Annotated in this window: 16 protein-coding genes; 5 read left to right on the top strand and 11 right to left on the bottom strand. The window is 33.0% G+C overall.

The annotated features are described in order from the left end of the window. The first annotated feature begins 2 nt into the window (after positions 1-2). The 3 genes from OF897_RS11410 to nhaA all read left to right on the top strand — a co-directional run bounded on the left by OF897_RS11410 (position 3) and on the right by nhaA (position 3,867). Positions 3-368: a hypothetical protein gene (locus tag OF897_RS11410; RefSeq protein ID WP_267265811.1), complete on the top strand. Its 366-nt coding sequence runs from the start codon at positions 3-5 to the stop codon at positions 366-368. A 118-nt stretch (positions 369-486) separates the two neighbouring features. Beyond that, complete coding sequence (locus OF897_RS11405) at positions 487-2,691, top strand: RelA/SpoT family protein (RefSeq protein ID WP_267265810.1); 2,205 nt, start codon at positions 487-489, stop codon at positions 2,689-2,691. Positions 2,692-2,700: 9 nt separating this feature from the next. After that, positions 2,701-3,867: a Na+/H+ antiporter NhaA gene (gene nhaA, locus OF897_RS11400; RefSeq protein WP_267265809.1), complete on the top strand. Its 1,167-nt coding sequence runs from the start codon at positions 2,701-2,703 to the stop codon at positions 3,865-3,867. Positions 3,868-3,889: 22 nt separating this feature from the next. On the opposite strand, the gene OF897_RS11395 is transcribed toward nhaA, so the two are convergent. Further along, the gene (locus OF897_RS11395; RefSeq protein WP_267265808.1) at positions 3,890-4,327 is read right to left on the bottom strand and encodes a hypothetical protein; all 438 of its coding nucleotides are present in this window, start codon (positions 4,325-4,327) and stop codon (positions 3,890-3,892) included. Between the two features lie 60 nt (positions 4,328-4,387). Then, complete coding sequence (locus OF897_RS11390; protein ID WP_267265807.1) at positions 4,388-5,383, bottom strand: YihY/virulence factor BrkB family protein; 996 nt, start codon at positions 5,381-5,383, stop codon at positions 4,388-4,390. Between the two features lie 31 nt (positions 5,384-5,414). On the opposite strand from OF897_RS11390, the gene OF897_RS11385 reads away from it, so the two are divergent. After that, positions 5,415-5,888: a 23S rRNA (pseudouridine(1915)-N(3))-methyltransferase RlmH gene (locus OF897_RS11385; RefSeq protein ID WP_267265806.1), complete on the top strand. Its 474-nt coding sequence runs from the start codon at positions 5,415-5,417 to the stop codon at positions 5,886-5,888. Here OF897_RS11385 and OF897_RS11380 read toward each other — a convergent pair whose 3' ends face one another. The 7 genes from OF897_RS11380 to secD all read right to left on the bottom strand — a co-directional run bounded on the left by OF897_RS11380 (position 5,889) and on the right by secD (position 12,977). Then, positions 5,889-6,215: a hypothetical protein gene (locus OF897_RS11380; RefSeq protein ID WP_267265805.1), complete on the bottom strand. Its 327-nt coding sequence runs from the start codon at positions 6,213-6,215 to the stop codon at positions 5,889-5,891. A 115-nt stretch (positions 6,216-6,330) separates the two neighbouring features. After that, positions 6,331-6,786 carry a tRNA (cytidine(34)-2'-O)-methyltransferase gene (locus OF897_RS11375; protein WP_267265804.1) on the bottom strand — a complete coding sequence of 152 codons (456 nt, stop codon included), beginning with the start codon at positions 6,784-6,786 and terminating at the stop codon, positions 6,331-6,333. A 93-nt stretch (positions 6,787-6,879) separates the two neighbouring features. After that, a complete protein-coding gene (locus tag OF897_RS11370) occupies positions 6,880-7,695 on the bottom strand; it encodes a tetratricopeptide repeat protein (RefSeq protein ID WP_267265803.1) in 816 nt (271 codons plus the stop codon). After that, positions 7,692-8,258: a phosphatase PAP2 family protein gene (locus OF897_RS11365; RefSeq protein ID WP_267265802.1), complete on the bottom strand. Its 567-nt coding sequence runs from the start codon at positions 8,256-8,258 to the stop codon at positions 7,692-7,694. The genes OF897_RS11370 and OF897_RS11365 overlap by 4 nt, the downstream gene beginning before the upstream one ends. A gap of 2 nt (positions 8,259-8,260) precedes the next feature. Continuing rightward, positions 8,261-8,599, bottom strand: coding sequence for a Sec-independent protein translocase subunit TatA/TatB (locus OF897_RS11360; RefSeq protein ID WP_267265801.1), 339 nt, complete (start codon positions 8,597-8,599; stop codon positions 8,261-8,263). A 60-nt stretch (positions 8,600-8,659) separates the two neighbouring features. Beyond that, entirely contained in the window at positions 8,660-9,877 is a 1,218-nt protein-coding gene (locus tag OF897_RS11355; RefSeq protein WP_267265800.1) for a TCR/Tet family MFS transporter, read from the bottom strand. Between the two features lie 205 nt (positions 9,878-10,082). After that, a complete protein-coding gene (gene secD, locus OF897_RS11350) occupies positions 10,083-12,977 on the bottom strand; it encodes a protein translocase subunit SecD (protein WP_267265799.1) in 2,895 nt (964 codons plus the stop codon). Positions 12,978-13,199: 222 nt separating this feature from the next. On the opposite strand from secD, the gene OF897_RS11345 reads away from it, so the two are divergent. Beyond that, the gene (locus OF897_RS11345) at positions 13,200-14,564 is read left to right on the top strand and encodes a PQQ-dependent sugar dehydrogenase (protein ID WP_267265798.1); all 1,365 of its coding nucleotides are present in this window, start codon (positions 13,200-13,202) and stop codon (positions 14,562-14,564) included. A 77-nt stretch (positions 14,565-14,641) separates the two neighbouring features. On the opposite strand, the gene hemN is transcribed toward OF897_RS11345, so the two are convergent. Both hemN and OF897_RS11335 read right to left on the bottom strand, forming a co-directional pair. Then, positions 14,642-16,000, bottom strand: coding sequence for an oxygen-independent coproporphyrinogen III oxidase (gene hemN / locus OF897_RS11340; RefSeq protein ID WP_267265797.1), 1,359 nt, complete (start codon positions 15,998-16,000; stop codon positions 14,642-14,644). A gap of 97 nt (positions 16,001-16,097) precedes the next feature. Then, complete coding sequence (locus OF897_RS11335) at positions 16,098-17,009, bottom strand: sialate O-acetylesterase (RefSeq protein WP_267265796.1); 912 nt, start codon at positions 17,007-17,009, stop codon at positions 16,098-16,100. Positions 17,010-17,019 lie beyond the last annotated feature (10 nt).

Below are 17,019 nucleotides of genomic sequence, written 5' to 3'. Positions count from 1 at the left end.
CTATGTCAAGCATTTTAGCAGGATTATTTGGACCAAACAGTGATTACAAAAAACTCGAGAAAGAAATTGAGGATTTAGGATTCTTAGATTCTGAGTACATTGTATATCTTAGTGACGATCATCATAACTCCCAATACTTGGCGAGTGTAGAAATAAAAAACAGAGATATGACCGATAAACTAAGGCACATATTTTCTGAAAACCATGTACATAAAACTTACCTATTCGAAAACATGAGCATCGATCAGGCTTCCTACAGCAACCTAAAAAGATTGATTGATGCAAGAAGCAAAGCAGAAATTCACAGTAGTCCCGATGTGAGGATAAAAGTTCAGCACGACGGAATGAACTCTGAAGTGAAAGCTTAAGACAAAATAAAAACTTTTAACCGAATCCGCAGATTTTCTTTCTGCGGATTTTTAGTTTTTAGAATCGACAAATCATTATATTTTTCGTATTTTCGTTTAAATAAAGCCTTTTACACAGATGAGTTACGACTTAGAACAAGAAAATAAAGAAATCCTAGCAAGGTATAAAGACCTGATTTCTAATACATACAGAACTTTGGATGAAGAAAATAATAAACTCATCCGAAAGGCTTTTGATATTGCTCTTGATGCTCACAAAGATCAGAGAAGAAAATCGGGTGAACCTTATATTTATCATCCTATTGCGGTTGCAAAAATTATTGCAAAAGAAATTGGTTTGGGTGCAACTTCCATCGCTTGTGCGCTTTTGCATGATGTAATTGAAGATTCAGATTACACTTATGAAGATCTAAAGAAAATTTTTGGAGAAAGAATTGCCGGAATTGTCAACAGTTTGACGAAGATTTCCATTATGAATCACCAAAATATCTCTGTACAATCTGAGAATTACAGAAAACTTTTACTGACGCTTTCTGAGGATTTCCGGGTAATTCTGATTAAAATTGCCGATCGACTTCACAACATGCGTACTTTGGACAGTATGGCACCAGATAAACAGAAGAAAATCGCTTCTGAAACGGTCTATATTTATGCTCCAATGGCGCATCGACTAGGATTATACAACATTAAATCTGAACTTGAAGATTTATCTTTAAAGTATAACAATCCAGATGTTTATAATGAAATAACAGAAAAACTTGAATTAGCGAAAGACAACAGAATCCGCTACATTGATGAGTTTACTAAAGAGGTCTCTGAAAGATTAAAGGATGAAGGTTTAAATACAAGTATAAAAGGGCGTGCAAAAGCAATTTCCTCGATTTACAGAAAAATGCTGAAACAAGGCGTTTCTTTTGAGGAAGTTTTTGATAATTACGCCATCAGAATCATCTATAAATCAGATGCTAAGAACGAAAAATTTCTTGCCTGGAAAATATATTCAATCGTAACAGATGTTTATCACAGTAACCCGTCGAGAATGCGTGACTGGATTACACAACCGCGTTCTACAGGCTATGAAAGTTTACATTTAACAGTTCTTGGACCCGATAGAAAGTGGATTGAAGTGCAAATTCGTTCCGAAAGAATGGATGACATTGCTGAAAAAGGTGTTGCCGCACATTACAAATATAAAGAAGGTTACAAACAGAGTAACGACGACAGAAATTTCGAAAAATGGGTGACAGAAATCCGTGATGTTCTTGAACAACAACAGAATCTTTCGACTTCTGAGCTTTTAGATAATATTAAATTAAACCTTTACTCAAAAGAAGTTTTTGTATTTACTCCGAAAGGGGAAATTAAAATTCTTCCGACGAATTCTACAGCTTTAGATTTCGCATTTTCTGTTCATACAGATTTGGGAATGAAATGTTTAGGTGCAAAAATTAACGGAAAATTAGTTCCAATTTCCTATGTTCTTCAAAACGGAGATCAAGTAGATATTCTTTCTTCTCAAAACCAAAAACCTAAATTTGACTGGCTTGATTTTGTAGCGACTTCAAAGGCAAAATCAAAAATTAAGAGTTATTTAAATTCAGAAAAAAATTCTTTTGTAGAAGAAGGAAAAGAGATTTTACAAAGAAAACTTCGTCATGCGAAAATAAATTTTAATGATGAAGAAATCAATAAACTTCAGAAATTTTTTAATCTTAAAACTTCACAGGAATTATTTTTAAAATTCCAAACTAATGAACTGGATGCAAGCAGTTTAAGAAAGTATATTGAAAGTAAAAACGTATTTAACAATCTACTTTCAAGGTTTAAAAGAAGTCCAAGTAAAAACCAGCATTACGAAGAGCCGAAAGAAATCAATCTCGACATGATCGTTTTCGGGAAAGATGAAGAAAAACTAAATTACAGTTATGCGAAATGTTGTACGGTAATTCCTGGAGATAAAATTTTTGGTTTCATCACAATTTCAGAAGGAATAAAAGTTCACAGTGACAATTGTCCGAATGCGATTAACCTTCGTGCGCAATATGATTATCGTGTAATTCCTGCAAAATGGGTGAATGAAGAAAGCTTCAAAAACCGTATTAAAATTGAAATTGAAGGGCTTGACAGAATGGGAATGATTAACGATATTACAACCGTTATCAGTGGCGCAATGGGAATGGATATGAAAAGTATGTCGATAGAATCTAACGACGGTATTTTTACAGGAAATATCAATTTGGAAGTAAAACATAAAGGTCAGCTTGAAGAAACATTTAAAAAATTAAAAGCCATCGACGGAGTTTCGAGAATCAGACGTATTTAAAAGTGAGAAATGAAGCTGTCGCAGTATTTTAAAAAGTTTTTTCAGAGCAGTCAGTCATCAGGAATTTTATTGATTTTCTGTGTTGCTTTTGCTTTAATAATTGCAAATTCATCGTTAGGAAATAGCTTTCAGCAATTTTTAAATTTTCATATTGGTTTTGAAGATTTACATTTAAAATATCCTGTCAGTATTTGGATTAATGATGGTTTAATGGCAATTTTCTTTCTTTTGGTAGGATTGGAAATTAAAAGAGAACTTGTAGAAGGTGAGCTTTCATCATTTAAAAATGCTTCACTTCCAATCTTTGCGGCAATTGGTGGAATGTTGGTTCCTGCATTAATCTACAGCGCATTCAATTCCGGAACGGATTACAGCAATGGTTGGGGAATTCCGATGGCGACAGATATTGCTTTTTCTTTGGCAATTATTTCAATGTTGGGGAAAAAAGTTCCTGCTTCACTCAAAATTTTCTTGGCAGCTTTGGCAATTGTAGATGATTTGGGAGCAATTTTGGTGATTGCTATTTTTTACACTGAACAAATTCATTGGATGTATCTTTTACTGTCTTTTGGAATTGTTACGATTTTATTTCTTCTAAACTTTTTGAAAGTAAAAAAACTCGTTTTTTATCTTATTCCTGGATTATTTTTATGGTATTTTCTGCATCATTCAGGAATTCATGCGACAATCGCTGGAGTTTTATTGGCTTTTACTGTTCCAACCAATAAATCTGAGACAAAAATTTCTCCTTTAGAAAAATTAGAACATTCGCTTCATTTTCCGGTAAGTTTTCTAATTATGCCAATTTTTGCTTTAACGAATACCAATATTGCGTTCAACAATACTATGATTGATGGATTGTTCAGTAGTTTAGGTTTAGGAATTATTGGCGGACTTGTTTTAGGAAAATTAATTGGAATAAATTTATTCTCTTTAATTGCCATTAAACTAAAAATCAGTTCGCTTCCTCAAAATTCCTCATGGAATCAAATGATCGGGGTCGGACTTTTAGCAGGAATCGGGTTTACGATGTCAATTTTTATCGCTTTACTATCATTTAAAAATGAAATCAATTTTCAGGATGAAGCGAAGTTTGCAATCTTGATTGCTTCCGTGATTGCGGCAATTTCGGGATATTTGGTTTTGAATTTAAGTGCGAAGTCCAAAATAAAGTAATTTAAAATACAGAGTCTAACAATTAAATTCGATTGTCTCTTCCATATAAAATTGCTTCACCGTATTTTTTATTTGATAAAGTCATAATAGCCCTTCTAAAATTATCGATTGCGCTTGGCTCAACTATAATTTCAAATTGAGCTCTGTTTTTATCTATATCATTAGATAGTACCGATGTTTCAATAATTATCTGAACACCAATATGAGATAAAGAACTATATGGATAAAATTTAACACAGAAATAAGAGCTTTTGGTTGGCTGTTCTCCAAATTCAAAGAATACTTCTTTTTCATTTTTAGGAAAATCAATAAGACTATTTGCAAGTTCTACCAACATTGAATCTGTAACATATAAATTTGTAAATCCTGAGAAATATGTATTTGATGCTTTAATATCTAATTCAATGATTTCGTCATAAAAAGTGTAACCTTTAAACTCTAAAAAGGATTTTAAATTCATTGCAGAATATTTATTATTTAAAAAAAATACTCAATAATAATGTTTTTATGGTGCATAAAATTACTTTTCTCTGATATGCTCCTCATCACTATCAAGATTGGGTTCTGAAATTTCAGCTTTATAATTTTTTGCGTCTCTTTTTATTTCATCTGAAAGCAATTTTTCTATTCTTAATTTACGTAACGCCATATTCAATTCGTTTCCAAAAAGAAGAAGGTACACATTCACATTTACCCAAACCATTAATAAAATCATACTTCCGATTGAGCCGTAAAGTACGTTGTAACGGGCAATATTTTTCACATATAAAGCAAAGAAATAAGTCGTCACCACAAACAAAACTGTCGTTAAAATAGCACCTGGAATTGCCTGTCTGAACCTGATGATTTTCACGGTTCCCAACCAATAAAACAATGCTAACAAAATAAAATAGAAAAACGGAAAGGAAAAAAAACCGATAATTTTAGATAAATTTCTTACAATCCAAGAAAGGTTATATCCCGGTGAGAAATCCTTTAAAACAACTTCAGTATAATACACCCCAAAAAGTGCTAAAAATATAATACTTACGAAACCAATTGTGATAAAAAATGAAAGAATAAACTCTTTTACATCCGTCAGTTTTTCTTTTGAATTTTCATTAAAACCGTTAATGAGAGAAAAGGTACCATTCGTTGCGAAAACCAGCGCTATAAGTATCGTGAGATTGCTTATACCTTTCATATTAGGAATAATGTTATCCTGAATATAACCTCGTACATCACCTTCAATATTGGAAGGGAAAATATTATGCATTAAAACTTCAAAAATATAGAACTGAAGCTTATCATAATGTGGCATATAAGGAATTACCGAAAGTAAAAACAGTAAAAACGGAAACAGACTCAAGGTAAAACTCCACGAAATGGCCGCTGCTTTTCTGCCTATTTTATCTTTAAAAATACCTGCAAAGTAGATCTGAAACATCTGCAAAAGCGATATTCCGAGTACCGGGAGATGAATACCATCCAGAAAATCTTGAATTTTTAATATAAACTTAGGAATTTTTATAGCCATAAAGTATATTTGTGCTCAGCAAATATAAGAAATGCGAATCAGTTTAGTTTGTATTGGGAAGACAGATGACAAAGAAATTACGTCTTTGATCAGTTATTATCTTACCCGACTTCCAAAACACTGGAATTTTGAAATTACAGAAATTCCGGATGTAAAAAATGCCAAAAACCTTTCTCCTGATCTTCTAAAAAAAGAAGAGGCAAAATTGTTTTTAAATCAAATTGATAAAAATGATCTGGTGATTCTTCTTGATGAAAAAGGAAAACAGTTTACAAGCCGAGAATTTTCAACAAAAATAGATTTTTGGATGAATTCTTCTGTGAAAAAAGTTCATATCCTGATTGGTGGAGCATATGGTTTTTCAGATGAAATTTACACCAGAGCCAACGAAAAAATGTCATTATCTAAAATGACATTTACGCACCAGATGATCCGGCTTTTTATCGTAGAACAGCTTTACAGAGCTGATCAAATTTTACAGGGAAAACCGTATCACAACGATTAATTATTTTGTAGTAACTGAAATAAGTTCTTTAATTCCTTTTTCTTTGTACTTCTTTTTTATTGAGTCATCTAAAAGAATTTTTACGTTTTTCACATGATCTCCTTTTAATTCTTTAAGGTCGCTTAATGAGCTTTCAACATTATCAATTAAAATCAAAGTTGAAGCTTTTAATTCAGGAGATGCTTCATGTCTTTTGACTGTATTTCCTAATAATGAATTGGTGTGTATTGCAAGATCATTTTTAGTTTCCTGAGCAAAAGTAGTATTAGAAATTGCTAAAGTCATTACAAAAGTTACTGATAAAACAAGCCTGGAAAGTGTTTTCATAATTTAAATAAATCTTTAATTAGTGATTTTTTTCAAATATACGAAAGCCATTCCATAATCATCAGAGATAAGTTTTATTTAACAGATTTTAATAATTAAAAAATCTTTATCTGTCTTAACCTTTCAGACCAATCTGTCTTTTAGCTTCACCCACAACAAAAGCCACAGAATTGGCAATATTAAAACTCCTGATCAATTTTGACATCGGAATCGTTAAATGATTTTCAAAACGGTCTAGAACGTCTTTACTTAAACCTTTACTTTCTTTCCCAAAAACCAACCAATCTCCATCTTGAAAATCGGTTTCCAGATAAGATTTTTCGGCATGTGAACTCATTAAAAAAACTCTTGATAAATCTGGAATTACTTTCATCCATTCATCTACATTTTCATATTCTGTAACATCAAGATGGACCCAATAATCTAAACCTGAACGTTTCAAATTCTTATCATCAATTACAAATCCGAAAGGATGAATAAGGTGTAATCTGCTTTCAGTTCCTACACAAAGTCTTCCGATATTACCTGTATTATTAGGGATTTCTGGTTCTACAAGAACGATATTTAACATGAATTTAATTTGTTTCTGAATATTTAAATAAAAATGCCATCTATTATAATGACATTGGTGAATCTAAAGATTCTTTTTTTATAAAACTTATTTTTACTTTTTTGCGCATTTTTCATCAAATTCAGTCAACAAAGCTTTTTCGTGACCTAATGCAATTGCTTTATCTAAATTCGCACAAGCTTCTTTATCTTTTGCAGATTCAAATAAAACTGTTGCTTTTGTAACGTAAGACTGAGAAAATTTAGGATCAATGGAAATCGCTTTATTAATGTCTGCTAAAGCTTCTTTTGATTTTTTCATTTTCAGATAAATATCGGCTCTTCCATTGTATAATAAAGATTCAGGTTTTTCGGAAAGCATTTGATTGTAATCTTTTAATGCACCTTCCAAATCTCCGCTATTCTTTTTTAAAGTAGCTAAACCTGTTCTTGCAAAAATATTATCTGGTGCAAAAGTTAAGATTTGCTTTAAATCTGCCATCGCCAAATCTTTTTTGCCTAAATTATTATAAATTTTAGAACGAATAAGATAAATTTCAGCATTTTCAGGCTCGAGTTTTACACCAGTATTTGCGTATTCTAAAGCTTTAGTGCGATTTCCTTTTTGGTTGTGTAAAGTTGCAAGATTTTCGTAAACTGCAATAGATTTTGGGTTTGATTTTAAAGCAGATTCGTAAGATTTAAAAGCCGCAGTCGTTTTACCTAATCTTTTCTGTGCAGTTCCTAAACTGATATAATATTCCGACTGATATTTCTGATTATGTTCTGTCAATACCAATTTTGAATATTGCTCTTCAGCGCATTTGTAATCAGCTTTTTTGAAACATTCTTCTGCAGTTTTTTTATCTTGAGCAGACAAAAAAGCGAATGATGTAAAAGCTAAGCTAAGAATGAGTAGATGTTTTCTCATAAATTTATAGTTTGTTTGTTAATTACTTTTTTTGCGAGCATAGCAAAAAGCCCTCCCAATAAAGTTCCAACAAACGCCCCTACCAAAATATCTATCGGGAAATGTACTCCTAAATATATACGGCTGTAAGATACAACTGCAGCCCAAACAAATATAGCATAAGGAAACCATTTAAGCTTATCTTTCAATAAAAAAGTTAGGTAACTTGCTAAAAAAAATACGTTTGAAGCATGAGCAGAATAAAAACCAAACGATCCTCCACAATCTACAATACGCATTGCACTGTTAACTGTAGGATCATGACATGGTCTTAGTCTTGCAACGCCATATTTGAAAATCCCTGAAATCTGGTCTGAAACTGTAATTCCTATTGCAACAAACAACAGAACATAAAGCAGAGATTTTAATTTGAAATTTTTATAAAGAAAATATAGAAAAATAACGTAAAGCGGAATCCAAATCCATTTTTCTGAGATCATCGTCCAAAAAGGATCGAAAGCAGCATCGCCTAAATTGTTGAGATAAAGAAATAGATTTTTATCTTCCTGAATAATTTCCTCCATGATTATCGGCTTACCGGTCCTTCGTAAGTTTCATCATCTGCAGGTTTTACTTTTGGTGCTTCCGGAGTAGTTGATGATTGTTCTTTAAGAATATTCTCTTCTATATTTTTCATCGGATTGAAATCTTTGGCAGCATCTTTTACTTTTTCAATCTCACGTTTTATTTCAGAAACGGGATTATCTGTTTCTTTCATAATTTCCGATTTGATATCGTCTACTGCTCCACGCATTTTTCTCACTCCTGCTCCAAGATCACGAGCAATTTGTGGTAGTTTATCCGGACCAAATAAAACTACAATTGCAATGGCAATGAGTGCCATTTCTCCAATGCTTAATTCCATGATGCTAAATTACAAAAGATTGTATATATAAAACAGGATATATTTAATTTTAAATAAATTTTAAGATTTCTTTTTCTGGAATGCATAGTACGTAACGAAAACACTGATTGTCATTAAAATAAATGCGAGAAAGAAAGGTGCACCGGAAAATTTGAACGGAGCTTGATCGTGTGTAAAATAGTAGAAAAGATTGGTCATCATTGGCGGACCAATAATTGATGTAGCGCTCATCAAACTTGTTAATGCTCCCTGCAGTTCTCCCTGTTCGTTTGCTGGAACAGATTTCGTAATCACTGACTGCAAAGCCGGACCACAAATTCCCCCTAAACAGTAAGGAATTAAAAATACAAACATCATCCACCCTTCTGTTGCAAAAGAAAATAACAACAAACCAATTGCATATAAGATTAAACCATAATAAATACTCTTTTGCTCACCAAATTTCGGCGTTGTCCACCGAATTAAGCCTCCTTGAACCAACCCTACCAAAAGTCCTACTACTCCAAGAGAAATTCCCACCATTCTTTCAGTCCAGTCGAATTCATACATTGTGAAAAAGCTCCAGTTACTTTGCACAGCATGACCTGCAATATAGATTAAAATCAAAGCAATAATTAAAGCAGAAATTTCAGGATGTTTACCTAAAAACTTAAATGAACCAACGGGATTTGCACGTTTCCAACTAAATTCTCTTCTTTTATCTTTATCTAAACTTTCGGGAAGAATAAAATATCCATAAAGGAAATTTAATAAGCATAAAACTGCTGCTGCATAAAAAGGAACTCTTGCTCCGTAATGCCCAAGTAAACCTCCGATTACAGGACCAATGATAAAGCCTAATCCAAAAGCGGCTCCAATTAATCCAAAGTTTTTTGCACGATCTTCGTCATTTGAAATATCTGCAATATATGCACTTGCTGTGGTAACGCTGGCTCCAGTAATTCCCGCAATGACACGCCCTATAAAAAGCCATATAATCGTGGGTGATAGTGCCAATAAAATATAATCAACTGCAAAACCAAAAAGTGAAATCAAAATAATCGGTCTTCTTCCAAATCTATCACTTAGATTTCCAACGATCGGCGAAAATAAAAACTGTGTAAAGGCATACGCAAAACCAAGCCAGCCTCCATACTTTGCCGCTTCACTGATATCTGCATGAATAAGTTCCTTAATCAATGCAGGAACCACAGGAATAATAATTCCCCAACCTGTAATATCTATCAATAACGTGATAAATATAAAACTCATTGCGGCTTTCTTTTTCGATTTTTCCATATGCTGCAAAATTAAGAAAATAGGAAAGGATAATCGTTCTAAATTGTGAATTGTTGATAGTTGTTGGTTGCTAGATGATGGGTGATGGATGTCTGAAATTCTTGTTATTATTTTTCTCTGAATTTTATATATTCAAATTTAATTTTAAACATAAAAAAAGAGCCTTTCAAACGAAAGACTCTTTTCTTATTTAATGTAGTTTAAATTATTTTGAAGCAAGAACTTCTTTATTTTCAGAAGATTTACCATGTACTCCTTCTTCTTTTCCTGTTTTAAGGAAGTCGTATGCAATTGCCGATGCAATAAAGATTGATGAATAAGCACCGAAACCGATACCGATTAACAATGCAAACATAAATCCTCTCAGGTTGTCTCCACCAAAGATGAAGATCGCAAGAATTACAAGCAAAGTAGTGAAAGTCGTGTTAAACGTTCTACCTAAAGTACTTGAAATAGCATCATCAAATAATCCAGATAATGTGAACGCTTTTTTCTCTCTCAAATATTCTCTAATTCTATCGAAGATAATTACGGTATCATTGATTGAGTAACCCAATACTGTAAGAATTGCTGCGATGAAATCCTGATTGATTTCCATATTGAAAGGCATTATTTTGTGAAGCAATGAGTATGCTCCTAAAATAATTATCGCATCGTGGAATAATGCTGCAACTGCTCCTAAAGAGAACTGCCATTTTCTAAATCTTACCAAAATATAGATAAAGATTCCTGCTAAAGCCGCAACCACTGCAAAAATACCGTGAGTCTGAATATCATCTGCAACTGTAGGTCCTACTTTTTCAGAAGAGATAATTCCTGCATGTGATGTATCTGCAGATTTAAATTCTTCCAAAGTAATATTTGATGGTAAGTCTGATTTTAAACCTTCAAATAATTTCTGCTCAATAGTCTGGTCAGCTTTTAAAGATTCGTCATCGATAAGATAATCTGTAGAGATTTTTAATTGCTTATCATTTCCAAAAGTTTTAGCTTCTACAGAAGAGTTTTTACCGTCTTCAGTAGTAAACATTTTTACAAGCTTGTGTTCTACATCATCAGCATTTACAGCTTTATTAAATCTTACTACGTAATTTCTACCTCCTGTAAAGTCGATACCATATTTAAATCCGTTAACGAAAATAGATCCGATAGAGATTACTGTTAAAATAGCAGAAATGATGTAAGAATATTTTCTTTTTCCGATAAAATCGATCCAAGTATTTCTGAAAAGATTTTTTGTTGGAGAAGTCCAAACAGAAAGTCCTTTACCTTTATTTAATCTGTGGAAAATCATTACTCTCGAAAGTAGAATCGAAGTAAATAATGTCATTACAGCACCAATCAATAAAGTTAATGCAAATCCTTTAATAGGTCCTGTTCCGAAGAAATATAATACGATTGCCGTAAGAATCATCGTTAAGTGACCATCAATAATTGCATTTAATGCATGTTTGAAACCATCTTTGTAAGCTTCAAGAATACCTTTACCTGCAAATAATTCTTCTTTTGTTCTTTCGTAAATAATTACGTTGGTATCTACCGCCATCGCCATCGAAAGTACGATACCTGCGATACCAGGAAGAGTCAATGTAAAGTCTCCGGAATCCATAATTCCGAAAATATAGAATAAGTTGATGATCATTGCAATTACAGCGTAAACTCCCGCTCCACCGTAATAGAAAATGATATATGCAATAATAATTAAGAATGCAATAGCAAATGAAATTACTCCAGCATCAATAGATTCCTGTCCTAAAGACGGACCTACTTGTGTAGCCTGAACAACTTTTGCACCTGCAGGTAATTTACCTGCACCTAAAACGTCTACCAATTCTTTAGCTTCTTCCTGAGAGAAGTTACCAGAGATTTGAGTTCTACCGTTAGGAATTGCACCCATTACATTTGGCGCTGTATACACTCTGTTATCCAAAGTTACTGCAACCGGTTTGTTTACGTTTTTCTCTGTAAGCGTTTTCCAGTCTTTAGCACCTTTAGAATCCATTTGCATGTCTACTACTACTCTGCTTAGTTCGTCATAACCAATACTTGCAGTTTCAACAGCACCATCTACCGGAGCTTTTTGGTTGATATTACCTCTTACAGCATATAAAACCAAACTCTTTTCATCTGTAGATTCCGGCTTATAACCCCACATAAACTGGGTATATTTAATGTTTGCAGGACGTAAAGACTGAGCGATTTTACTGTTAAGAATTTTATTTACTGTAGCAGTATCTGTCAATTTTACACTTGCAACACCATTCGTTTTCAATTTATCAAGTTGAATCAGGTTCATGAAGTTTACATTTTTCTTCACGCCCATAGAATCACCTTTAGCTGTAACTGTAGCTGTTAAAGTCTGAAAATAAGGAATTACTTCCGGAACTTGCTGCACTTCCCAAAACTGAAGTTTCGCAGAAGTCTGAAGCATTTTCTTAACCTTATCGATATCTTTCATTCCCGGCATTTCCACAGAAATTCTAGCGGTACCAGGAACTCTTTGAACGTTTGGCTGCACTGCACCCATTTTGTCAATTCTCGTTCTTATAACTTCGAAAGCAGTACCTACAGAAAGATCAATTCTTTTCTTAACGATGCTTTTTACCTGCTCATCAGTGGTATTGAATTTAATTTCAGAAAGATTTGTGTTTCCGAAAATTTCAGGATCTGCAAGTTTAAGATTTGCACCTTTTGCTTTGTTTACGGCATCAAACTCAACAAAGAAATTGTCGATGTAAGATTTTGTAGAGTTTTTCTGAACCTCGTCAGTTTTGTTTAAAGCCTCGATAAGAATAGGATTGGTAGAATAATTGGTTAAATCATTCACCAAATCTCTCTGATTGATTTCCAAAAGAACATTGATCCCCCCTTTAAGGTCAAGACCCAATTTCATTTCTTTATCTTTCGATTTAGCATAAGAAAGCTCTGTGAAACCAAGATTTAAAGTTTCTTCTTTTAATCTTTGGATCTCTTTCTCGTTTCCGTTCGCAGCTTCGATTTGCGATTCAATTCTGCTTGCGTACCAGGTTGGTAATAGCTCGTTTAAGCAAATTAACCCTAGTACAATAGCAACAATTGTAATAAGTCCTTTTCCTTGCATTTTATTATAACTACGTTAAATTAAGTGGGCAAATATAATGATTTTATTGATATTTTATGAATTTTTAAGAACAGAAATGGTTTATTTTCAGATATATTGACGCTTATTTTTTAGGATTAAATTTTTCTTTAATCATTTATTTCAAATTTCTTAGATTTATATAAAATCTATTGGTACGAAATTTTCATTTAAGCTTTACAACACCTTTAATTTCAAAATATTATGAAAAAACTACTATTTTCTCTAAGTATCTTTTCTTCTTTGATTTTTTATTCGCAAAGTTTTAATCTTGAAGAATTTGCAACGGGATTTACAAGTCCTGTAGAAATAACCAACGCCAATGACAATCGTCTTTTCATTGTACAACAGAATGGAATCATCAAAATTATTCAATCAAATGGTACCGTAAATGCTGCCGATTTTTTAAATATAAGCACTAAAGTTTCGTTCGGTGGTGAAAGAGGTCTTTTAGGTCTTGCTTTTCATCCTCAATACTCAACGAATGGGTATTTTTTTGTTTATTATAACAATACGGCAGGAAATATTGTCGTAGCTAGATATAGCGTAAGTACAACTAACACAAATGTTGCTGATCCCAATTCAGAGAAAATTATTTTAAATATTCCGAAACCATTTGACAATCACAATGGTGGAAGCATTCATTTTGCACCAGACGGAAATTTATGGATTGTTACCGGTGATGGCGGAAGTGGCGGAGATCCGAACAATAATTCTCAGAATAAAAATTCTCTTCTTGGAAAAATGTTAAGAATTGATATTAATTCAACAGGTCTTTACAATATTCCGGCTGGAAACCCATTTATTGGTATTGACGGAGCCGATGAAGTTTGGTCTTACGGATTAAGAAATGCCTGGAAATTTTCTTTTGACCTTACTACAGGAAATGCAATGATTGCCGATGTAGGACAAGGTGCTATTGAAGAAATCAACAGAATGCCGATTACTCAAGCTGGAATCAATTACGGTTGGAGATGTTATGAGGGAAACAATACTTACAATACCGTAGGTTGCGCAGCTTCGACGACGATGACTTTTCCTATAGCAGTTTACGATCATTCTGGTGGAAAATGTTCCATTACGGGAGGTTATGTTTACAGAGGAACGCAATATCCGAGTTTACAGGGAAAATATTTTTTTGCGGATTATTGCTCAAGACAAATCGGAGTAATGGAATCTAATAATGCAATTACATGGAGTACAGCATTTGCCGGGAACAACTTTTCAAGTTTTGGAGAAGATAATTTAAAAAATCTTTACGTCGCATCAGTTAGCAATGGTAAAATATTTAAAATTACGACAACCAGTTTGGGAGTTCAGGATAATAATTTGTTTAACGAAATCAGAATCTATCCAAATCCTGCTCATGAAAGAATTTTCGTAGAAGGTTTAAGAGATAGTCAAAGTACGGCTGAAATCATCAGTACAGAAGGAAGAAAAGTTTTAGATGAAACTAAATTTGACAGCGAAAACAGCATCAATATTACAGGAATTACTCCGGGAGTTTATTATATTAATATCAAATCGGGAGATTTAAAATCTTACAGCCAGAAAATTATTATTAAATAGCTTTAGGCTTTAGGCTTTAGGCTTTAGGCTTTAGGCTTTAGGCAAAGAAAAGCGATTCAACTTGAATCGCTTTTCTTTTATATTGTCATTGAGAAAATTCTTGTTTCTGGTTTGTTTCTCAACATTCTAAGATCAAAAACCATCGCAACGTTTCTTGTGAAAGCTCTGCCTTTTTCGGTAATTTTGATTTGATTATGATTAATTTCAACCAATTCATCACGCTCCATTTCTTTCAGCATTTCGAAAGCGTTTTCAATTTCAGGAATTGCAAATTTATTTTCAAAAGTTGTTTCCAACTGACACATTAGATTTAAAATATGTCTTCTGATTGATAAATCTTCTTCATTTAGAATATGACCTTTCACCACTGGAATTTCGTTTGTTTCAACAATTTTCTGATATTCTTCAACTGTTTTCACATTCTGTGCAAATGCATACCAAGAATCTGAAATCGAAGACATTCCCAAACCGACCATTAACTGCGTATTGCTCGAAGTATAACCCATAAAATTTCTATGAAGCTTTTTATGAATTAAAGATTGGTATAAATCATCGTGTTCCAGTGAAAAATGATCCATTCCAACTTCGATGTAGCCTAAATCCTGCAATAATTTTTTTCCGTCTTCATACAAACGGCGTTTTTCTTCTCCACTTGGCAAATCATTTTCATCAAAACCGCGCTGCCCCACTCCTTTTACCCACGGAACGTGAGCGTAAGAATAAAAAGCCAATCGATCGGGTTTTAATTCCAAAGTTTTTCTGATGGTATATTCCATTGCATCCCAATGTTGGTGCGGAAGTCCGAAAACCAAATCATGACTGATTCCTGTATAACCAATTTCTCTTGCAAGCTCAGTCACCTCTTTTACTTTTTCAAAAGGCTGAATTCTGTTAATTGCTTTCTGAACTTTTGGATCGTAATCCTGAACCCCAAAACTTGCTCTTCTGAAACCAAGATCAAACAAAGTCTGAAGATGTTCTCTTGTTGTATTATTCGGATGTCCTTCAAAAGAAAATTCGGGATGATCGGCAATTTCAACCGTATCAAAAATTCCCTGAAGTAAAGTTTTTAAATTTTGCGGAGAAAAAAATGTAGGAGTTCCACCTCCTAAGTGTAATTCCTTTAATTTCGGCTTTTCGCTAAATAACTTAAGGTAAAGCATCCATTCTTTCAGAACACTTTCCAAATAAGGAATTTCTACACTATGTTGTTTAGTAATACGTTTATGACATGCACAAAATGTACACAAAGCTTCACAAAAAGGAAGGTGAATGTATATTGAAATTCCTTCTGCCGAATTGCTTTCATTAAAAGATTTAATGACACTTGATTTCCATTTTTCCGGAGAAAAAGTAGACTCGTCCCAATAAGGAACAGTAGGATACGAAGTGTAACGCGGACCGGGAATATTATATTTATCGATTAACGAGTTCATTTGGAGTTTTAAATTTTTTCTAATTCAAATGAAATTCTAAAAGAATTTCACAATGCAAAATTAACCATAACTTCTGAATTAGAGATTATGAAATATATTAGTCTTTCTTTTCAAAATTTATAATGAGTCTAAATACCTCATCCGCAAACTGTTTCCCCAAATCGATATAACCTGCACTGTCATAATGCCATGGATCATTTCCGTAGTTATATTTTATGGTGGAACGAACGATTGCTGCATTCCTATCATTTCTCACAAATTTTTCCTGAGCATATTGCACCAACTCTCCCATCGGCCAGACTTTTCCTTTTTCATTCTTCCCAGAATCTGAAATTTTCCCGATGACAACAGGTAAATTATCGGTTAAAATTGAAGCACGCATCTGATTCATTAAAGTTTTTAAATGACCATAATAACTATTTGCAATTTCCTCATTGTAACTTGCGTCACCTTCTCCCTGCATCCAAAGAATTCCCGACATTACCAATTCATCGGATTTTCCGTTTCCATCAATGTCTTTTTCATTTAAAGCATTTTTAACAGTTTTAAGAAAATTATCGTATTGATTTAAACCGTTTTTTCCATTAAAATCCGTATCCCAACAACCAAAATTCGCTGCAGCTAAACTATCGATCGATGTTCCTTCTCTTGCATATTTTATCAGAGCAATTTTATCATTTGGGAAAAGTTCTTTCATTCTTTTAGCAAAAGTCATTTCCAATCCAAAACGGTCTGAAAGTGTATTTGTTTTTCCATCTGTTTTAAAACCTGTTCCGTTTCCCGGTTTCAGAACATCCCACTTTCCTACTCCTCCATTTTTATCTCCATCCTTAACCGAATTTCCCTGAAAAATATAAACATCTTTAAATGTTTTTGAATCATTGGGAAGGTCTTTATTATACCCGAAACCATTCATATTCGACTGTCCAGCCAAAATAAAAACTCTTATTTTTTGAGTATAAAATAATGTAGGAATCAATAAAAGGAAAAATATTTTTAAATTTTTCATGAAAATAATT

It is taken from the genome of Chryseobacterium formosum (assembly GCF_026460885.1).
GTDB lineage: Bacteria > Bacteroidota > Bacteroidia > Flavobacteriales > Weeksellaceae > Chryseobacterium > Chryseobacterium formosus.
This window is presented reverse-complemented; position numbering and strand designations above follow the sequence as displayed.